Source organism: Streptomyces sp. NPDC006207 (assembly GCF_040613835.1).
Taxonomy (GTDB): Bacteria; Actinomycetota; Actinomycetes; order Streptomycetales; family Streptomycetaceae; genus Actinacidiphila.
In genome coordinates, this window is sequence record NZ_JBEXSX010000004.1 from 169601 (window position 1) to 185955 (window position 16355).

General features: G+C 74.1%; 14 protein-coding genes. 5 read left to right on the forward strand and 9 right to left on the reverse strand.

All coding sequences use genetic code 11. The features are described from left to right. Positions 1–46: 46 nt before the first annotated feature. Positions 47–727 (reverse strand): translation initiation factor IF-3, encoded by a 681-nt coding sequence (infC, locus tag ABZ312_RS04725; RefSeq protein WP_500330684.1) that lies wholly within the window; start codon positions 725–727, stop codon positions 47–49. Positions 728–1065: 338 nt separating this feature from the next. On the opposite strand from infC, the gene ABZ312_RS04730 reads away from it, so the two are divergent. Further along, positions 1066–1443, forward strand: coding sequence for a DUF1844 domain-containing protein (locus ABZ312_RS04730; RefSeq protein ID WP_431960495.1), 378 nt, complete (start codon positions 1066–1068; stop codon positions 1441–1443). Between the two features lie 61 nt (positions 1444–1504). Here ABZ312_RS04730 and ABZ312_RS04735 read toward each other — a convergent pair whose 3' ends face one another. Continuing rightward, the gene (locus tag ABZ312_RS04735) at positions 1505–2239 is read right to left on the reverse strand and encodes an SseB family protein (RefSeq protein WP_500330602.1); all 735 of its coding nucleotides are present in this window, start codon (positions 2237–2239) and stop codon (positions 1505–1507) included. 187 nt (positions 2240–2426) lie between these two features. On the opposite strand from ABZ312_RS04735, the gene ABZ312_RS04740 reads away from it, so the two are divergent. Continuing rightward, positions 2427–3314 (forward strand): serine hydrolase, encoded by an 888-nt coding sequence (locus tag ABZ312_RS04740; RefSeq protein WP_500330603.1) that lies wholly within the window; start codon positions 2427–2429, stop codon positions 3312–3314. Here ABZ312_RS04740 and mycP read toward each other — a convergent pair. Further along, complete coding sequence (mycP, locus tag ABZ312_RS04745) at positions 3280–4473, reverse strand: type VII secretion-associated serine protease mycosin (protein WP_500330605.1); 1194 nt, start codon at positions 4471–4473, stop codon at positions 3280–3282. The genes ABZ312_RS04740 and mycP overlap by 35 nt on opposite strands. After that, positions 4470–5684: a hypothetical protein gene (locus ABZ312_RS04750; protein WP_500436468.1), complete on the reverse strand. Its 1215-nt coding sequence runs from the start codon at positions 5682–5684 to the stop codon at positions 4470–4472. The genes mycP and ABZ312_RS04750 overlap by 4 nt, the downstream gene beginning before the upstream one ends. 147 nt (positions 5685–5831) lie before the next feature. On the opposite strand from ABZ312_RS04750, the gene ABZ312_RS04755 reads away from it, so the two are divergent. Continuing rightward, positions 5832–7034, forward strand: coding sequence for an amino acid deaminase/aldolase (locus tag ABZ312_RS04755; RefSeq protein ID WP_500330609.1), 1203 nt, complete (start codon positions 5832–5834; stop codon positions 7032–7034). 66 nt (positions 7035–7100) lie between these two features. Here the strand turns inward: ABZ312_RS04755 and ABZ312_RS04760 are convergent, their stop codons facing one another. The 4 genes from ABZ312_RS04760 to ABZ312_RS04775 are packed head-to-tail and all read right to left on the reverse strand — an operon-like array spanning position 7101 to position 11675. Then, a complete protein-coding gene (locus ABZ312_RS04760; RefSeq protein WP_500436491.1) occupies positions 7101–8054 on the reverse strand; it encodes a DUF2510 domain-containing protein in 954 nt (317 codons plus the stop codon). A 53-nt stretch (positions 8055–8107) separates the two neighbouring features. Beyond that, positions 8108–8896 (reverse strand): 3-oxoacyl-ACP reductase, encoded by a 789-nt coding sequence (locus ABZ312_RS04765; protein WP_500330611.1) that lies wholly within the window; start codon positions 8894–8896, stop codon positions 8108–8110. A gap of 8 nt (positions 8897–8904) precedes the next feature. Next, positions 8905–10290, reverse strand: a complete 1386-nt coding sequence (locus ABZ312_RS04770) for an aldehyde dehydrogenase family protein (RefSeq protein ID WP_500360615.1) — start codon at positions 10288–10290, stop codon at positions 8905–8907. 8 nt (positions 10291–10298) lie between these two features. Then, positions 10299–11675, reverse strand: coding sequence for a glutamine synthetase family protein (locus ABZ312_RS04775; RefSeq protein WP_500330615.1), 1377 nt, complete (start codon positions 11673–11675; stop codon positions 10299–10301). A 105-nt stretch (positions 11676–11780) separates the two neighbouring features. Between ABZ312_RS04775 and ABZ312_RS04780 the strand changes: the two genes are divergently transcribed. Continuing rightward, the gene (locus tag ABZ312_RS04780; RefSeq protein WP_500330617.1) at positions 11781–12476 is read left to right on the forward strand and encodes a gamma-glutamyl-gamma-aminobutyrate hydrolase family protein; all 696 of its coding nucleotides are present in this window, start codon (positions 11781–11783) and stop codon (positions 12474–12476) included. 27 nt (positions 12477–12503) lie between these two features. On the opposite strand, the gene ABZ312_RS04785 is transcribed toward ABZ312_RS04780, so the two are convergent. Next, the gene (locus ABZ312_RS04785) at positions 12504–12956 is read right to left on the reverse strand and encodes a GNAT family N-acetyltransferase (RefSeq protein ID WP_500330619.1); all 453 of its coding nucleotides are present in this window, start codon (positions 12954–12956) and stop codon (positions 12504–12506) included. A gap of 235 nt (positions 12957–13191) precedes the next feature. Here ABZ312_RS04785 and ABZ312_RS04790 point away from each other — a divergent pair, with 235 nt between their 5' ends. Beyond that, positions 13192–16281, forward strand: a complete 3090-nt coding sequence (locus ABZ312_RS04790; protein WP_500436470.1) for a glycoside hydrolase family 78 protein — start codon at positions 13192–13194, stop codon at positions 16279–16281. Positions 16282–16355: the final 74 nt, after the last annotated feature.

The window sequence follows — 16355 nt, forward strand, 5'->3', positions numbered from 1 at the left end:
TACCCGGAGCGGAACTCCGGGTCCTGGCGAACGCCGTCAGACGGCGTCAGCTGGCGTCGGCGGGAGCGTCCTGCACGTGCTCCTCCTCCGACTCCTGCTCCTGATCATCGGGGTCCCTCGGCAGGCGACCGGCCTTGCGGGCGGCCTGCGCCTCGCGGGCTTCGGCCATCGCCTCGGTCTTCTTCTTGTGCGGACCGAGAACCATGATCATGTTGCGGCCGTCCTGCTTCGGCGAGGACTCCACGAAGCCCAGGTCCTGGACGTCGTCGGCGAGCCGCTGCAGCAGTCGGAAGCCCAGTTCCGGGCGCGACTGCTCACGACCGCGGAACATGATCGTGATCTTGACCTTGTCGCCCTGCTTGAGGAACCGGACGACATGACCCTTCTTGGTGTCATAGTCGTGCGGATCGATCTTCGGCCGGAGCTTCATCTCCTTGATGACCGTGTGCGCCTGGTTCTTGCGCGCTTCACGGGCCTTCATGGCCGACTCGTACTTGAACTTGCCGTAGTCCATGAGCTTGCAGACCGGCGGGCGTGCGGTCGCCGCCACCTCGACCAGGTCGAGGTCGTACTCCTGCGCAAGCTCCAGTGCCTTGGCAAGCGGCACGATGCCGACCTGCTCGCCACTGGGACCGACGAGTCGCACCTCGGGGACGCGAATCCGGTCGTTGATGCGGGGCTCGGCGCTGATGGGGCCTCCTCGGTAGCACCACGCGTCTGACTGGATTGACAGCCGCGTAACGTCTGAAACTTGGTCCGGCCCGTGAGGAGACGTCAAAAAACGCCCCATACGGGTCACAGGCGGATGCTCCAACAACCGGGAGCACCGCCGCGGAATTCCCCGCGGGGCGCATCGGGCGCCCTGTCCTCATCCGGGGACACGGCACCTGACCGGTGACCCGCCGCCCTTGAAGAGTCGGCAAGGTGGGAGATCGGAGCCTCCACTTGTGGGCTGGAACGCTCCGTTTCCATGACGTCCACGGGGTGTCCAGCCGGTCGATCGTCAAGCATACCAGCGTCCGACCGCAGACCGTAATCGGCCGACGTGGCCCTATCGTGTGAGGCATGAGTGACGCCAGCCCCCAGCACGAGTCCCCCTCCGCGGACCGCCCCGACTTCGACACGCTGACCCGCGACATCGCGGACGTCCCGGCGGTCGAGGTGATCACCACGGTCGCGGTGCACCTGATGAGCGCGGCGGCGGTGAACCTCGGCCTCGCGGAGGACGGCGAGCGGCACAAGGACCTCGACGAGGCACGCAAGCTGATCACCGCGCTGGCCGGCCTGGTCACCGCCGGCGCGACCGAGATCGGCTCCTACCACGCCGCTCCGCTGCGGGACGGCCTGAAGTCGCTGCAGCTCGCCTTCCGCGAGGAGTCCGTCGTCCCCGACGCGCCGGGCGAGGGCCCGGGCGAGAAGTTCACCGGCCCCGTCCACGGCTAGTCCCCGCACCGCCCCCGCACCCCGCGCTCACGACGGCGTCGCCCCCGGTGGGGCGGCGCCGTCAGCGCGTGAAGAGCGGTTCGCCGGTTAGCCTGGTGTCGGCGGGGAGCAGCGCCAGCTCGATGCCGCGCACGAGCGCGCCGCGGAGCACCTCGTCCGCCGCGAGCGTCGTCGAGACGCGTTGGGCGACCTGACGCACGTCGGCGCCCGGGTCCAGGACCAGTCCCAGCGTGCCGTCGGAACCGGCGGAGGGGACCAGGTGCGCGCGGACCACCTCCGGCGCCGCGCCCACCGCGGCCCGCAGGGCCGCACGGACCGCCGGGTCGGCCAGCGGGTCCGCGCCCGCGCGGCCCGAGGCGACGGCACGCAGCGCGGCACCGGTCAGGGCGTACGGCACGGGCCCGGCCATGTCGATCAGCAGGGTGTCGGCCTTCTCGTGCGCCAGCGCCTGCAGCGCCTGGCCCAGCGGCACGGCCACCGGCCGCGCGTCCGGCCGCCAGCGCGCGAGGGCCTCGGTGGAGGTGAAGGCCGGCAGCGCCCTGCGCCCGTCGGCCGCCTGGATGGTGGGCACCGCCATGTCGCTGGTCTTCTCGCGGCGCAGCCCCCCGGGACCCTCCTCGACCTCCCCGAGCAGTGCCACCACCGGCACCAGGAAGCGCGCGCCCGGGAGGGCGGCGAGCACCTCGGGTTCGGCCGACGGGTCGGCGTCGTATGCGGCGAGCGCCGCCGCGAGCCGGGGGTCGGCGGTGCCGTCGTCGTCGGAGAAACCGGGGTCGGGGATGTTCTTGAGAGCCACCTCCCGAGGGTATCCGGGGTGCCGGGCGGAGATTTCTTACGCCCCCTTCATCCGCCTCTCACGGACCGCGCAGTTTCGGTCCCTAGCTTCCGTGGGCATGGCTTCCGACGAACCCGCCGCACGGCGTCCCGGCCGTGCGGGCGCAACTGCCCGTGTCCCCCGCGCCCCGCGCGGCATCGTGCGCGGTGTGACCGCGACCGCCTTCCTGGCGTGCGCCGTGCTCGGCACGGTGACGTACGGGTCGGCGTCGCCGCCGCGCACGGCGGCGCTCACCGCGGCCGGGACCGGCGGGGCGGCGGCGAACGTGATGATCGTGAAGGCGAGCGTGGAGCCCCAGGTGGTGTGGAGCGAGGTGCTGGAGACGGCGCTGCGGGACGTGTCGGGGGACCCGCGGGCGCACTGCTCCGTGGCGGTCCTGGACACCGCCTCGGGCGCCCGGGCGGTGCACGGGGACGGGCTGTACGACACGGCGAGCATCGTCAAGGTCGACATCCTGGCGGCGCTGCTGCTCCAGGCGCAGGACGCGGGGCGGGACCTGACGGCGCAGGAGGAGGCCCGGGCCGAGGTGATGATCGAGAACAGCGACAACGCCGCGGCCACCGCGCTGTGGCGGGCGATAGGCCAGGGCCCCGGGCTGGACGCCGCCAACCGCCGCCTCGGGCTCACCTCGACCACGGCGGGCAGCGGGCTGCTGTGGGGGCTGACCCAGACCACGGCGGCCGACCAGCTCACCTTGCTGCAGCGGGTGTTCGGCACCGACGGCGCCCTCGACGCGACGTCCCGCGCGTACGTGCGGCGGCTGATGGGCCGCGTCCCGGCCGCGCAGGCCTGGGGCGTGCCGACCGCGGCGGACGGCTCGTTCGAGGTCAAGAACGGCTGGCTGCAACGGAGTACGACCGGGCTGTGGGACATCAACAGCATCGGGCGGGTCCGGGCGGGCGGCCGGACCTACCTGGTCGCCGTGGTCTCCCGCGGCAGTACGACCCAGGCCTCGGGCATCACGCTGGTGGAACGGGCCGCGCGGGCGGCGGTGGACGCGTTCAGCCGCGCCGCCCGCCGTTCCCGGACGTCGTGAGCCGGGGCCGCAGCCACAACAGGGCGGCAGCCGCAACCAGTCCGGTGCCGGCGATCGCGAAGGCCACGGCGATGCCGTCGCCCAGGGCGTCCCCGTCGGCGGCCGCGGCCGCCTTCGCCGCGTCGGGGCCGGCGCCGAAGTACTTGCGCGCGTAGGGGGCGGCGCTCGGCACGGCGCCCTCGGGCTTGAGCTTCGCCGCCGCCTTCAGCGCCGCCGCGGGGTCGACCAGTCCGTACCCGACGGCGTCGTCGCGGCCCTCCGCCGGGGTGTTCCGCGCCGACTCCTCCAGCAGCCGCTTCACCTGGGCGGGGCTGAGCCGGGGGTAGGCGGAGCGGACGAGTGCGGCGGTGCCCGACACATAGGCGGAGGCGGTGCTGGTGCCCCAGCCCTCGTAGTAGCGGCGGTTGGGGTCGGCGATCACGACGTCGACACCGGGTGCGGCGACCGTCGCGTACCAGCGGCGGGTGGAGAAGGCGGCGCGGGAGCCGTAGCGGTCGACGGCGGCCACCGCGATGACGCCCGGGTACGCCGCGGGGTAGGAGGCCCGGTTGCCCTGCTCGCCCCCGTTCCCCGAGGAGGCGACGACGACCACGCCCTTGCGGAGGGCGTACTGGATCGCATCGTCCTCCTGCGCCTCGGGGTGGGCGGTGCGGCTGTCGTCGCCGAGGGAGAGGTTGATGACGTCGGCACCGTGGTCGGCGGCCCACCGGATGCCGTCGGCGAGGGCGCTGCCGCGCGTGGTGCGGGCCTTCTTCCGCTGCGGGTCCTTGTCCTCCAGGATCACCCGGACCGGCAGGATCCTGGCCTCCGGGGCGATGCCCAGCACGCCGTCCGAACCGCCGGGGCCGTGGCCGTGGCCGGCGATGATCCCGGCCATGCCGGTGCCGTGCCGGGCCCAGGCGCTGTCGCCGCGGCGGGCCCCGAAGCCGACCATGTCCTTGCCCTTGAGGACCTGCCCGGTCAGGTCCGGGTGGGTACCGTCCACGCCCGTGTCGAGGACGGCGACGGTGACGCCCGCGCCCTTCGTCCGCTGCCAGGCCTCCTGTGCGTGCAGCGCGTCCAGCGCCCAGTCCGCGTCGCGTACGGCGTCGGCGTGGGCCGGGACGACGGGCATCAGGGCGAGGGCCGCGGCGGCCATCCCGGTGGCCAGTCGCCTCATCCGGAACCTCCCGTCGGGGTGGCGGTCAGCGAGCGTGCGGCACGACGGGCCCGGCCGTCGACGGCATCGGCCAGGGCATCGGCCTCGTGGCCGAGTCCGGCCTGGGCGGGCGCGGCCGTGGCGCCCGCGGTGACGGCCGAGGCGGCGGGCTGCGGGGTCGCGATCTCGCGGTCGTCGGCGAAGCCGCTCACCGCGTACACGACGACGGGGAGGTCGGCGGCGACCATGACCGTCCAGCTGGCGCGCTGGCGGTCGCCGAAGCCGGCCGAGACGGTGCCCGGGAAGGCGACCGGACGGGGCATCAGATCCACGCGGGAGCCCAGGCGTTCGGCGGACCAGCGGTCGCGCAGGCTGCGCATCGCGGGGGCGTCCGCCCTGGTGACGAGCAGTCCGACCGTGGTCACGGCGCTCGACGTCGCGTCGGTGTACGTGGCGCGCAGCAGCTTCACGCAGCCCGCGGGGCGCAGCACCTTCGCCAGCTGCGGGTCGAAGGCCTCCTGGCAGTTGCCGGCGGGCGCCACGCCGATCCGCGTCCAGGTGCGTTCGGCGCCGCCCGGGCCGAGGCCCTTGCCGTGCAGGGTGGGCGGGAAGAGCGTGTCGACGGGCGTGCTGTGCCACAGGCCGCGGGCGAGGGCGAAATCGCGCTTGCTCGCCTCCGCCGCCGTGGGCGTGGGCGCGGCCGGGTCGTGGTTGATCCACATCCCGGCGCCGGCGCCGCCGAGGAGGCCGAGGCCCAGCACCAGGCACAGCGCGGCGGCGGCCGTACGAGGCCGGGCCCGGTCGGCGTGCGAGGGCGCGTGCGGCGGCCGGGGAGGGTGCGGCGGCGGTGCGGAGGGCGGGACGGGCGAGGACCAGGCCGCGGCCGGGGGATGCCCGGGCACGGGCGGCGCACCGGGCACGGCCGGGGGCGGCACGGGGCCGGCCGGGTAGGCAACGCCGACGGGGCCCCGCTCGCCTGCGGGCCACGGGTACGGGGGCGCCGGCGCGGGGGTCGTACCGTACAGCTCCTGGGGCAGCCCGCCCTCCGGCTCGCCGGTCGCGGCGGGGCCCGCGGCGGCCCACGGCGCGGACGCCCGGCCGGCGGCGGCGGAGGCGGCCCAGTGGGCCGGGGCGGAGGTGTGGGGGGCGGTGCCCGGGGACGGCGGTATGGGGCCCGGAGGGGACCAGCTCGGCCGGGGGGTCGCTCCCCCGCTGTCGAAACCGGCGCTCACCCGGTGCCCCCTCACGGCCGCACGGCGGTCGGCCCGTTCACACGATGGACTGCGGCGTCACTCTACTGGGCGCGGCGACGTCACGAGGCGTCAGTACGGATCACTTGCCCCTACCGCTCGGTAGGGGCATTCTGGCAAGCTTCGCGCATGTCTGATCGCGGAGCAGCTCGCGCCCGGTACGACCGGGCCACCGCCCACCTCGACGCGCCGGTGGCGATCGTGGACCTGGAGGCGTTCGACGCCAACGCGGACGACCTGGTCCGCAGGGCGGGCGGCAAGCCGATCCGGGTGGCGTCCAAGTCGGTCCGCTGCCGCGCGCTCCTGGAGCGGGTGCTGGAGCGGGACGGCTTCGAGGGGATCATGTCGTTCACCCTCGCCGAGTCGCTGTGGCTGGCGCGGTCGGGCTTCGACGACGTCCTGCTGGCGTACCCGTCGGCGGATCGTTCCGGCTACGCGGAGCTGGCCGCGGACCCGAAGCTGGCGGCCGCGGTGACCGTCATGGTCGACGACGCGGCGCAGCTCGACCTCATCGACTCCTCGCGCGCGGGCGGCTCCGAGATCGTCCGGGTCTGCCTGGAGCTGGACACCTCGCTGAAGATGCTGGGGGGCCGACTCCGCATCGGGGCGCTGCGCTCCCCGCTCCACCAGCCCGAGCAGATGGCCGCGCTGGCCCGCGAGGTGTCCCGGCGGCCCGGGTTCAGGCTGGTGGGGATCATGGCGTACGAGGGCCATGTGGCCGGCGTCGGCGACTCGGTCAGCGGCCGGCCGCTGCGCTCGCGCGCGGTGCGGCTGATGCAGGCGACGGCACGCCGGGAGCTGGCGGCGCGGCGCGCGGAGGTCGTCCGGGCGGTGCGGGAGGTGGCGCCCGGGCTGGAGTTCGTCAACGGCGGCGGGACGGGCAGCGTGCAGAGCACGGCCGCCGAGGACGCGGTGACGGAGATCGCCGCCGGGTCGGGCCTGTACGTGCCGCGGCTGTTCGACAACTACACCTCCTTCCGGGGACGTCCGGCGGCGCTGTTCGCGCAGCCCGTGGTGCGCCGCCCGGGTGTGGGCGTCGTCACCGTCCTCGGCGGCGGCTACCCGGCATCGGGCGCGGCGGGCCGGGACCGGCTGCCGGTGCCCCACCTGCCGCAGGGGCTGCGCTACGACCCCCAGGAGGGGCCGGGCGAGGTGCAGACGCCGCTGATCGGGACGGCCGCCGACGACCTGCTCATCGGCGACAAGGTGTGGTTCCGGCACGCCAAGGCGGGCGAGCTGTGCGAGCGCTTCGACACGCTGCACCTGGTCGAGGGCGACCGGGTGGTGCGGGCGGTGCCGACCTACCGCGGCGAGGGCAAGACGTTCCTGTGACACCCGGACGCCCGGACGCCCCGGCCGGACGGACCGGACCGGGGCGCCCGCGCCCGGGGGCGGCGGTCAGACGCCGGTGCCGCCGCCGGAGCCCGAAGCCTTGATGCCCTTGGTGATCTCGTCCATCACGGCGAGGCCGGGCGCCTTGGGGTTGACGTCGAAGCCGTAGCGGACCAGGACGAGCCTGTCGGGGTCCGACGGCGAGGGGAACACCAGCGACTGGACGTAGCCGTCGTCGCCCCTCTCGGTCACGACCTTCCAGCGCACCAGGTAGCCCTGCTCGCCGGCGACCGTGACCTTCTTCGACAGCAGCTGCGTGTGCGAGGTGATGTCGCCGTAGACCTTGCCGCCGTAGGCCCCCTCGGCGTTGCCGGCGATGTCCTCCTTGGCCGCGGCCTCGGCGGTGGTGGACTTCAGCTTCACCGACGCGGCGGGCATGGAGAAGACGCCGCCGCGCAGGCAGGTGTTCGAGGCGTCGCCGGGGCAGGCGTACTCGCCCACGGTGAGCTCCGCGAGCCCGTACCGGCTGGTGGAGCCGGTCCAGCCGTCGGGAACGGGCAGGCTGACGCCGTCGACGGCGTCCAGGGCGAAGCCGGGCTCGCTCTTGGGCACGTCCTGCGGGCCGCCGCCGTCCGGACCCCCACCGCCCGGACCGCCGTCGTCGCCCTCCGGGCCCTGCCCGGGGGCCGTGAACGAGGGGGCGGGCCGGGCGGAGTCCGCACCGTCGCCGCCGCTCCTGCCGAGGGCGACGACGCCTCCGATCACCGCGCCGGCCACCACGACCGCGGCGACGACGGCGATCGCTATCAGACCGCCGCGCCGCTTGCGGGGGGCGGCGGGGAACGCGCCGGGGTAGCCGGGGTACTGCGGATGGCCCGGCGCCCCGGCGCCGAACGCCTGGGCGGGGGGCGGGGCCGTGCGGGTGTACTCGGTCCACGCGGTCCCGTCCCACCAGCGCTCCAGAGCGGGCCCGTTGCCTGTCTGCCCGGGCTCTGGGTACCAGCCGGGCGGGGTCGTCATGGTCACGGCGTCACCCTAAGGCCCGGCCCTTAAGATTCCCGTCAGTCACCCGGTCACAGAGGGGTCACGTACGCCCCCGCGATGCCCCCGTCCACCAGGAACTCCGCTCCGGTGATGAAGGACGCGTCGTCGCTGGCGAGGAAGGCCACGGCGGCGGCGATCTCCTCCGCCTCCGCGAAGCGGCCCACCGGGATGTGCACCAGGCGGCGCGCGGCGCGCTCCGGGTCCTTGGCGAACAGCTCCCGCAGCAGTGGGGTGTTGACCGGTCCCGGGCACAGCGCGTTGACACGGATGCCCTCCCGGGCGAACTGCACGCCCAGCTCGCGGGACATCGCCAGCACGCCGCCCTTGGAGGCGGTGTACGAGATCTGCGAGGTCGCCGCACCCATGACGGCGACGAAGCTCGCGGTGTTGATGATCGAGCCCTTGCCCTGGCGCTGCATGTACGGCAGCGCCGCCTTGCAGCACAGGTACACCGACGTGAGGTTGACCTCCTGGACGCGGCGCCACGCGTCGATGCCGGTGGTCAGGATCGAGTCGTCGTCGGGGGGCGAGATGCCGGCGTTGTTGAAGGCGACGTCGACCGAGCCGTAGGTGTCGTACGCCGCCTTGAACAGCGCCTCCACCTGCCCGGCGTCGGTGACGTCGACCTGGACGAACAGCCCGCCGACCTCCTCGGCGGCCGCCTTGCCCGCGGCCTCGTCGATGTCGGCGCACACCACGTGCGCGCCCTCGGAGGCCAGCCGGCGCGCCGAGGCGAGCCCGATGCCGCTGCCGGCGCCGGTGACCACCGCCGTCCGGCCCACCAGGCGGCGGCACACCACTGCTTCTGCTTCCGTCATTGCCGGGATCACTCCTCCGTGCTGATGAAGACGTTCTTGGTCTCGGTGAAGGCGGCCAGCGCGTCCGGGCCGAGCTCGCGGCCGAGCCCCGACTGCTTGAACCCGCCGAACGGTGTCCAGTAGCGCACCGAGCTGTGGGAGTTCACCGACAGGTTGCCGGCGGCGGTGCCCCGGGCCAGCCGCAGGGCGCGGCCGACGTCCCGGGTCCAGATCGAGCCCGACAGTCCGTACGGGGTGGCGTTGGCCAGACGCAGCGCGTCGGTCTCGTCCTCGAAGGGCAGCACGACGGCCACCGGGCCGAAGACCTCCTCCACCGCGACGCGCCCGGCCGGGTGGGCGGGGGTCAGCACGGTCGGCGGGTACCAGAAGCCCTTGCCCTCCGGGGCCGTGCCGCGGATCGCGACGGGCGCGTCGGGGGACACGTACGAGCGGACGCGGTCGCGCTGCACGGCGGAGATGAGCGGGCCCATGCCGGTCGCCGGATCAGCCGGGTCGCCGACCCCCACGGCCAGGACGGCGGGCTCCAGCAGTTCCATGAAGCGGTCGTGCACCTGGCGCTGGACCAGGATCCGGGTGCGGGCGCAGCAGTCCTGCCCGGCGTTGTCGAGGAAGGCCATCGGGGCGGTCGCCGCGGCCTTCTCGAGGTCCGCGTCGGCGAAGACGATGTTCGGCGACTTGCCGCCGAGCTCCAGGGTGACCCGCTTGAGGGTGCCGGCGCACGTGGCCATGATCTGCTTGCCGACGCGGGTCGACCCGGTGAAGACGATCTTCGCGACGCCCGGGTGCTCGACGAGGGCCGCCCCCGCGACCGGGCCCCGGCCGGGCAGCACCTGGAAGAGGTGCTCGGGCAGTCCCGCCTCCAGTGCCAGGTCCGCCAGGCGCAGCGCGGTCAGCGGGGTGGTCTCGGCGGGCTTGAGGATCACCGCGTTGCCCGCCGCGAGCGCCGGGGCGGTCCCCCAGGCGGCGATGGGCATGGGGAAGTTCCAGGGCGCGATGACGCCGACGACGCCGAGCGGCTCCAGGAAGGTGACGTCGATGCCGCCGGGCACCGGGATCTGCCGGCCGCTGAGCCGCTCGACGCCGCCCGCCGCGTAGTCGAGCAGGTCGCGGACGTTGCCGGCCTCCCAGCGGGCGTTGCCCACCGTGTGGCCCGCCTCTCGCACCTCCAGGGCGGCCAGTTCCTCCACGTGCGCGTCGACCACGGCCGCGAAACGCCGCAGCAGCCGCGCGCGGTCGGCCGGGGCCAGGGCCGCCCAGGCGGTCTGGGCGCGGGCCGCGCGGGTGACGGCGGCGTCGACGTCCTCCCGGCGGGCCGCGGGGACAGTGGCGATCACCTCCTCGGTGGCCGGGTTGAGCACGTCCAGCGCTTCGAGCGGTTCGGGTGCTTCGGGCACTCGCTGCCTCACATGCGTTCGAAGGAGCGGTAGCGCTCCCAGTCGGTCACGGCGGTGTCGTACGCGTCCTGCTCGACGCGGGCCATGTTCAGGTAGTGCTCGACGACCTCGTCGCCGAAGGCCGCCCGGGCGATCGGGCTGGACTCCCACAGTTCGGCGGCCTCGCGCAGCGTGGCCGGCACGTGCGCCACGCCGTCGCTGGCGTAGGCGTTGCCCGTGACGGGCTCGGGGAGGGTGAGCTTCTGCTCCACGCCGTGCAGGCCGGCGGCGATCATCCCGGCGACGGCGAGGTAGGGGTTGACGTCACCGCCCGGCACGCGGTTCTCCAGGCGCAGCGCGGACGGGGAGTGCCCGACCACGCGCAGGGCGCAGGTGCGGTTGTCGGGGCCCCAGGCGACGGCGGTGGGGGCGAAGGAGCCGGGCCGGAACCGCTTGTAGGAGTTGATGTTGGGCGCGTACAGCAGGGAGAAGTCGCGGAGCGCGGCGAGCTGCCCGGCCAGGAAGTGGCGCATCGTCTCCGACATGCCGCCCGGCTCGTCGCCCGCGAAGACCGGCCGCCCGTCCTCGTCGCGCAGCGAGAGGTGGATGTGGCAGGAGTTGCCCTCGCGTTCGTTGTACTTCGCCATGAAGGTGAGGGAGTACCCCTCCTGCGCGGCGATCGACTTGGCGCCGGTCTTGTAGACGCTGTGCTGGTCGCAGGTGACCAGGGCCTCGTCGTAGCGGAAGGCGATCTCGTGCTGGCCGAGGTTGCACTCGCCCTTGGCGGACTCCACGCGCATCCCGGCGGCGCCCATCTCGTTGCGGATGCGCCGCAGCAGCGGCTCCACGCGGCCGGTGCCGAGCAGGGAGTAGTCGACGTTGTACTGGTTGGCGGGGGTCAGGTCGCGGTAGCCGTTCGTCCAGGCCTGCTCGTAGGTGTCCTTGAAGACGATGAACTCCAGTTCCGTGCCCGCGTACGCCGACCAGCCGCGCTCGGCGAGCCGCTCGGTCTGGCGGCGCAGGATCTGGCGGGGCGAGGGGGCCACCGGCGTGGAGCCGTGATCCAGCAGCCGCAGGTCGGCGACGACGAGCGCGGTGGCGGCGTCCCAGGGGGTGATCCGCAGGGTGCCGAGGTCGGGGTGCATGGCGAAGTCGCCGTAGCCCCGTTCCCAGGAGGACAGGGCGTAGCCGTCCACGGTGTTCATGTCGGCGTCGACGGCGAGCAGGTAGTTGCACCCCTCGGTGCCGTGCTCCAGGACGTCGTCGAGGAAGTGCCGCGCGGCGAAGCGCTTGCCCTGCAGCCGGCCCTGCATGTCGGTGAAGGCGACGACCACCGTGTCGATCTCTCCGGAGTCGACACGTCGTCGCAGGTCGTCGGTGCTGAGCGGGGCTGTTCGGTGCACCACGGGTGATCACCTCTCCTACCGGCCGACAGGTGATCCAAAAGTACGGGCCCGGGGCCCAGTTGGGTACGGTGCAAGGAGAAATCCGCGCGTCGCAGGGAGGCTCCCGTGGCCCGTCCGCTGATCGGTGTCAGCACCTACTGGGTCGACTCGGCCCGCTGGGGCGGCTGGGACCTGCCCGCCGCCCTGCTCCCCGCCGGGTACCCGCTGCTCGTACGGCGTTCCGGCGGCCTCGCCGCGCTGCTCCCGCCGGACGACCCCGCCCACGCCGCGGACGCCGTGGCCCGGCTGGACGGGTTGGTGATCGCGGGCGGCCCGGACGTCGAGCCCGCGCGGTACGGCGCCGAGCCCGACCCGCGCACCGACCCGCCCGCGCGGGAGCGGGACGCCTGGGAGCTCGCCCTCCTCCACGCCGCCCTCGCCGCCGGGGTGCCCCTGCTGGGCATCTGCCGGGGCATGCAACTGCTCAACGTCGCCCTCGGCGGCACGCTCGTGCAGCACATCGACGGTCACCGCGGCCCCCGGGTGGGCGCGTTCGGCGGCCACACCGTCAAGCCCGTCCCCGGCACGCGCTACGCGGAGGCGGTGCCGGAGGCCATGACGGTGCCCACGTACCACCACCAGGCGGTGGACACCCTGGGCCGGGGCCTGGTGGTCGGCGCCCACGCCGAGGACGGCACGCCGGAGGCCGTGGAGCTGCCGGGCGACCGCTTCGTGCTGGGGGTGCAGTGGCACCCCGAGATGGACGAGGACGAGCGGGTGATGCGGGCGCTGGTCGCCGCGGCGGTCGGAGCTACTGCCTGAAGCGGTCAGAGCTGCCGCTCGAAGGGGTCAGAGCTGCCGCTTGAAGCCGACGTGCGAGGCGGTGAAGCCGAGGCGCTCGTAGAAGCGGTGCGCGTCGGCGCGGGCCCGGTCCGAGGTCAGCTGCACCAGCGTGCACCCCAGGCGGCGGGACTCCTCGACCGCCCACTCGATCATCAGCGTCCCCAGGCCGCCGCCGCGGGCGTCGCGGTGCACGCGGACCGCCTCGATGACGGAGCGCGTCGTGCCGCGCCGTGACAGCCCCGGTATCACCGACAGCTGCAGCACCCCGACGAGCGTGCCGTCCCGCTCGGCGACGACCACGTGCTGGCCGGGGTCGGCGACGACGCGTTCGTACGCCGCGTAGTAGGGCTCCAGGTCGTCCGGGGTCTCGCGGCCGCGGCCGAGGCCGTCGTCGGCGAACATCGCCACGACGGCGGGGATGTCGTGGCGGGTGACGGGGCGGAAGTGGGGGTCGCTCATGCGTGCAGCGTAGATCTTCTGCGGGGGGTGTCCCTTGGGGCCGGTTGTTGTGTGCGGGTTGTTTGCGCCTGCGGGCGGCTGCGCCGGGCTGCCCGCAACCACAACGGCGCCGCACACGAAGGGGCGTTGACAGCGCAACGGCGCCCTGCCTAGGCTCACCCCGGTCACAGGATTGAAACGTATCAATAACATACGCCCGCGGATTGAAACGTTCTAACCCCGCCGAGAGGTGTCCATGAAACGACGTCCGCCCCTCCCCCGCCGCCGCCTCACCCTCCTCGCCCTCTCCCTCGGCCTGACGCTCGCCGCGGCCACGCCCCAGGCCTACGCCGACCACGCACACGCGCCCCGCAACCACGCCCCGGGCGCCCCCGGTGGCCTGACGGTCGACGACCGCACCGAGCCGCTCGCCGTCGACGCCGCGCCGCGCTTCGGCTGGCTGCCCCGCGACAGCGACTCCGACGAGGTCCAGACCGCCTACCAGGTCGTCGTGCGCGTCCCCGGCGGCCGCACCGTCTGGGACAGCGGCAAGGTCCGCAGTTCCGAGCAGTCCTGGGTGCCGTACGGCGGGCCCGCGCTGGCGCCGGGGACGGCGTACCAGTGGAAGGTGCGGACGTGGGACCGTGCGGGGGAGGCCTCCCCCTACTCGGCCGGCGCCTCCTTCGGCACGGGCCTGACGGACCAGGACTGGTCCGGCGCCCAGTGGATCCGCCGTCCCGCCACCGGGAACGACGCGAGCAACGAGTGGACGGCGGCCCGCAAGGTCGTCCGGGTGTCCGCGGGCAGCCCCGTGGTCGGCACCCGGGTGTACGTCGCGGCCTCCGGCGACTGGCAGGTCGACGTCAACGGCAAGACCGTGCAGCGCAGTTCGTCCTACGAGTACGCCGGTGAGGGCTTCTACGACGTCGCCGCCGTCAAGGGCGTCAAGGCGGGCCGGGACCTGGCCGTGGGCGTGCTGACGCACTACTGGTCCTGCAAGTGCCAGGGCCGGGCCAACGGCCCGAACGCCCCCGAGGGCCCCTCCGGGCTGCTGGTCAAGGTGGTGGTCGAGCACGCGGACGGCACCCGCGACGTGGCGGTCTCCGACGGCACCTGGAAGGTCCACCGCTACGAGCCGCAGCGGGTCGACACCCTGACCTACCGCAACGGCGACGCCGGCGACCGCGTCGAGTACTACGACGCCACGGTCGAGCCCGCCGGCTGGAACACCCCCGGCTACGACGACTCCGGCTGGGCCGCGGCCACCGTCATCGGCGCCCACCCGCGGCCGAACCCGGACAACTGCGCTCCCTACGAGGGAAGTTCGTCCCCCTGCGCCTTCACCCACCTGTCGGCGCTGCAGGCCCACCTCACGCAGGAGACCGTCCACCCGGTCTCGCTGCTGCACCTGCCCGACGGCACCGTCCTCGCCGACTTCGGCAAGGTGTACGCCGCGGTGCCCTCGGTGCGGCTGCGTTCCGGCACCGCCGGCCGGCAGCTGACGTTCACCACCAGCTACCGGCGCAGCAACTCCACGCTGACCGCCGCCGTGCGGGCCGGGGACGCCTCCGTGACGCTGGCGAACGCGGCGAACGTCCACGCGGGCGACGAGATCGTGGTGGACCCGCCCGCCACGGGGTACGGCGCCGGGCACCCCGAGACCCGCACCGTGAGCGCGGTGGACGGCACGACGGTGACCCTGGACCGTCCTCTGGGCAAGGACCACGCCGCGGCGAGCTGGGTGGAGAACTCCCGCGCGGGTACGTCGGGTCTGGACACCCAGGGCAGCAACATGCGCTTCCACTACACCGAGAAGGACGGTGCGCAGACCGCCCGGGCCTTCACCTACTGGGGCTGGCGCTACCTGCAGATCAGCGACCCGGGCGAGAAGCTGACCACGCGGGACGTCACCGCCGTCGTCCAGAACACCGACGCGGCCCACCCCGCGACGTTCCGCAGCAGCGACGGCACCTTGGACCAGGTCTTCTCGCTGATGCAGCGTTCGGCGCTGCAATCCGCGCAGAACGTCTTCCTGGACACCCCGACCCGTGAGAAGGGCCAGTTCCTCGGCGACACCGTGGACGAGTCGTTCGCGACGATGGCCGCGTCGGGCGAGCGCAGCCTGACCCGTCAGGCCATCGAGTCCTTCATGAAATCCCAGGCTCGCTATTGGCCCAATGGCGCCCTGAACTCCGTCTACCCCAACGGGGACGCCAAGCGGGACATCCCCGACTACACCGAGATGTTCCCCGAGTGGGTGATGCGCTACTACCGCACGACGGGCGACCGCGAACTGCTCGCCCGGGCCATGCCCGTGATGCGCAACGTCGCGGACTACATCTCCTCGGCGGTGGACGACCGCGGTCTGGTCGCCGACCTGCCCGGCGGCAGCGGCGCCTACCTGCACGGCATCATCGACTGGCCCGCCCCGATGCGGTACGGCTACGTCACCGACGGCAACGTGAACCGCACCGTCGTCAACGCCCTCGGGGTGGGCGCGATGCGGTCGGTGGCCGAGGCCGCCGACGCGCTCGGCGACCACGCCACCCGCGACGTCTACGCCGGCCGCGCGGACGAGCTGACGGCGGCGATGCGGGAGCGGCTGCGGGACGGCGGCACCGGACTGTGGTCGGACGGTCTGTCCTCGGACGGCGCCCTGATCGCGCATCAGGGCGAGCACGCGCAGAGCTTCCCGGTCGCCTACGGCGTCGCGGAACCCTCGGAGTACGCCGCGCTGGGCGCGGAGCTGTCCCGGCAGGGGATGCGGCAGGGGCCGATGACGCTGCGGACCCTGCTGGAGGCGCTGCGGGTCGTCGACCGGCCGGACACGCTGGTGCGGATCCTCACCGATCCCTCCGCCGACGGGCCCGCGCAGGTCCTGGCCGAGGGCGGCACCTTCCTGTGGGAGCAGTGGACTCCGGGGTGTGCGAGCAGTGACTGCGCGCCGGGCCAGGTCTCGCAGAGCAGCAGCGAGAGCATGTCGCACGGCTGGGGCGGCGCGGGTGTCGTCGGGGTGCTGGAGGGTGTGCTCGGGCTCACGGTGACCAGCCCGGGCGGCGCGTCGGTGCGGATCGCCCCGGCGGATTCGGGCGTGAGCCACGCCTCGGGCAGCCAGTGGACCGAGCGCGGCACCGTCGGCGTCGACTGGCGCCGGAACCGGCACGGGGTGGACACGACGGTCGAGGTGCCGGTCAACGTGACGGCGACGGTCGCCCTGCCCGTGGTGGCGGGCGGCCGTTACACCGCCGCCGGGAGCCACGCCACGTACCTGGGTGTCCAGGACGGCCGGGCCGTCTACCGGGTCGGGTCCGGGCGCACGGTCCTCACGGCCGTGGCGCGCGGCTGACCGAGGTCCCTCCCCGGCGCACGCGACGGCCACGGGCCCGCGTACGCCGGGGGGCTTCCACGGCGCGGGCGCCC

Coding starts and splice junctions, on each gene's coding strand:
- ABZ312_RS04790 (WP_500436470.1), top strand. CDS start 13,192: ATGAAACGACGTCCGCCCCTCCCCCGCCGCCGCCTCACCCTCCTCGCC.
- ABZ312_RS04765 (WP_500330611.1), bottom strand. CDS start 8,896: ATGACGGAAGCAGAAGCAGTGGTGTGCCGCCGCCTGGTGGGCCGGACG.
- ABZ312_RS04730 (WP_431960495.1), top strand. CDS start 1,066: ATGAGTGACGCCAGCCCCCAGCACGAGTCCCCCTCCGCGGACCGCCCC.
- ABZ312_RS04760 (WP_500436491.1), bottom strand. CDS start 8,054: ATGACGACCCCGCCCGGCTGGTACCCAGAGCCCGGGCAGACAGGCAAC.
- ABZ312_RS04785 (WP_500330619.1), bottom strand. CDS start 12,956: ATGAGCGACCCCCACTTCCGCCCCGTCACCCGCCACGACATCCCCGCC.
- ABZ312_RS04755 (WP_500330609.1), top strand. CDS start 5,832: ATGTCTGATCGCGGAGCAGCTCGCGCCCGGTACGACCGGGCCACCGCC.
- mycP (WP_500330605.1), bottom strand. CDS start 4,473: ATGAGGCGACTGGCCACCGGGATGGCCGCCGCGGCCCTCGCCCTGATG.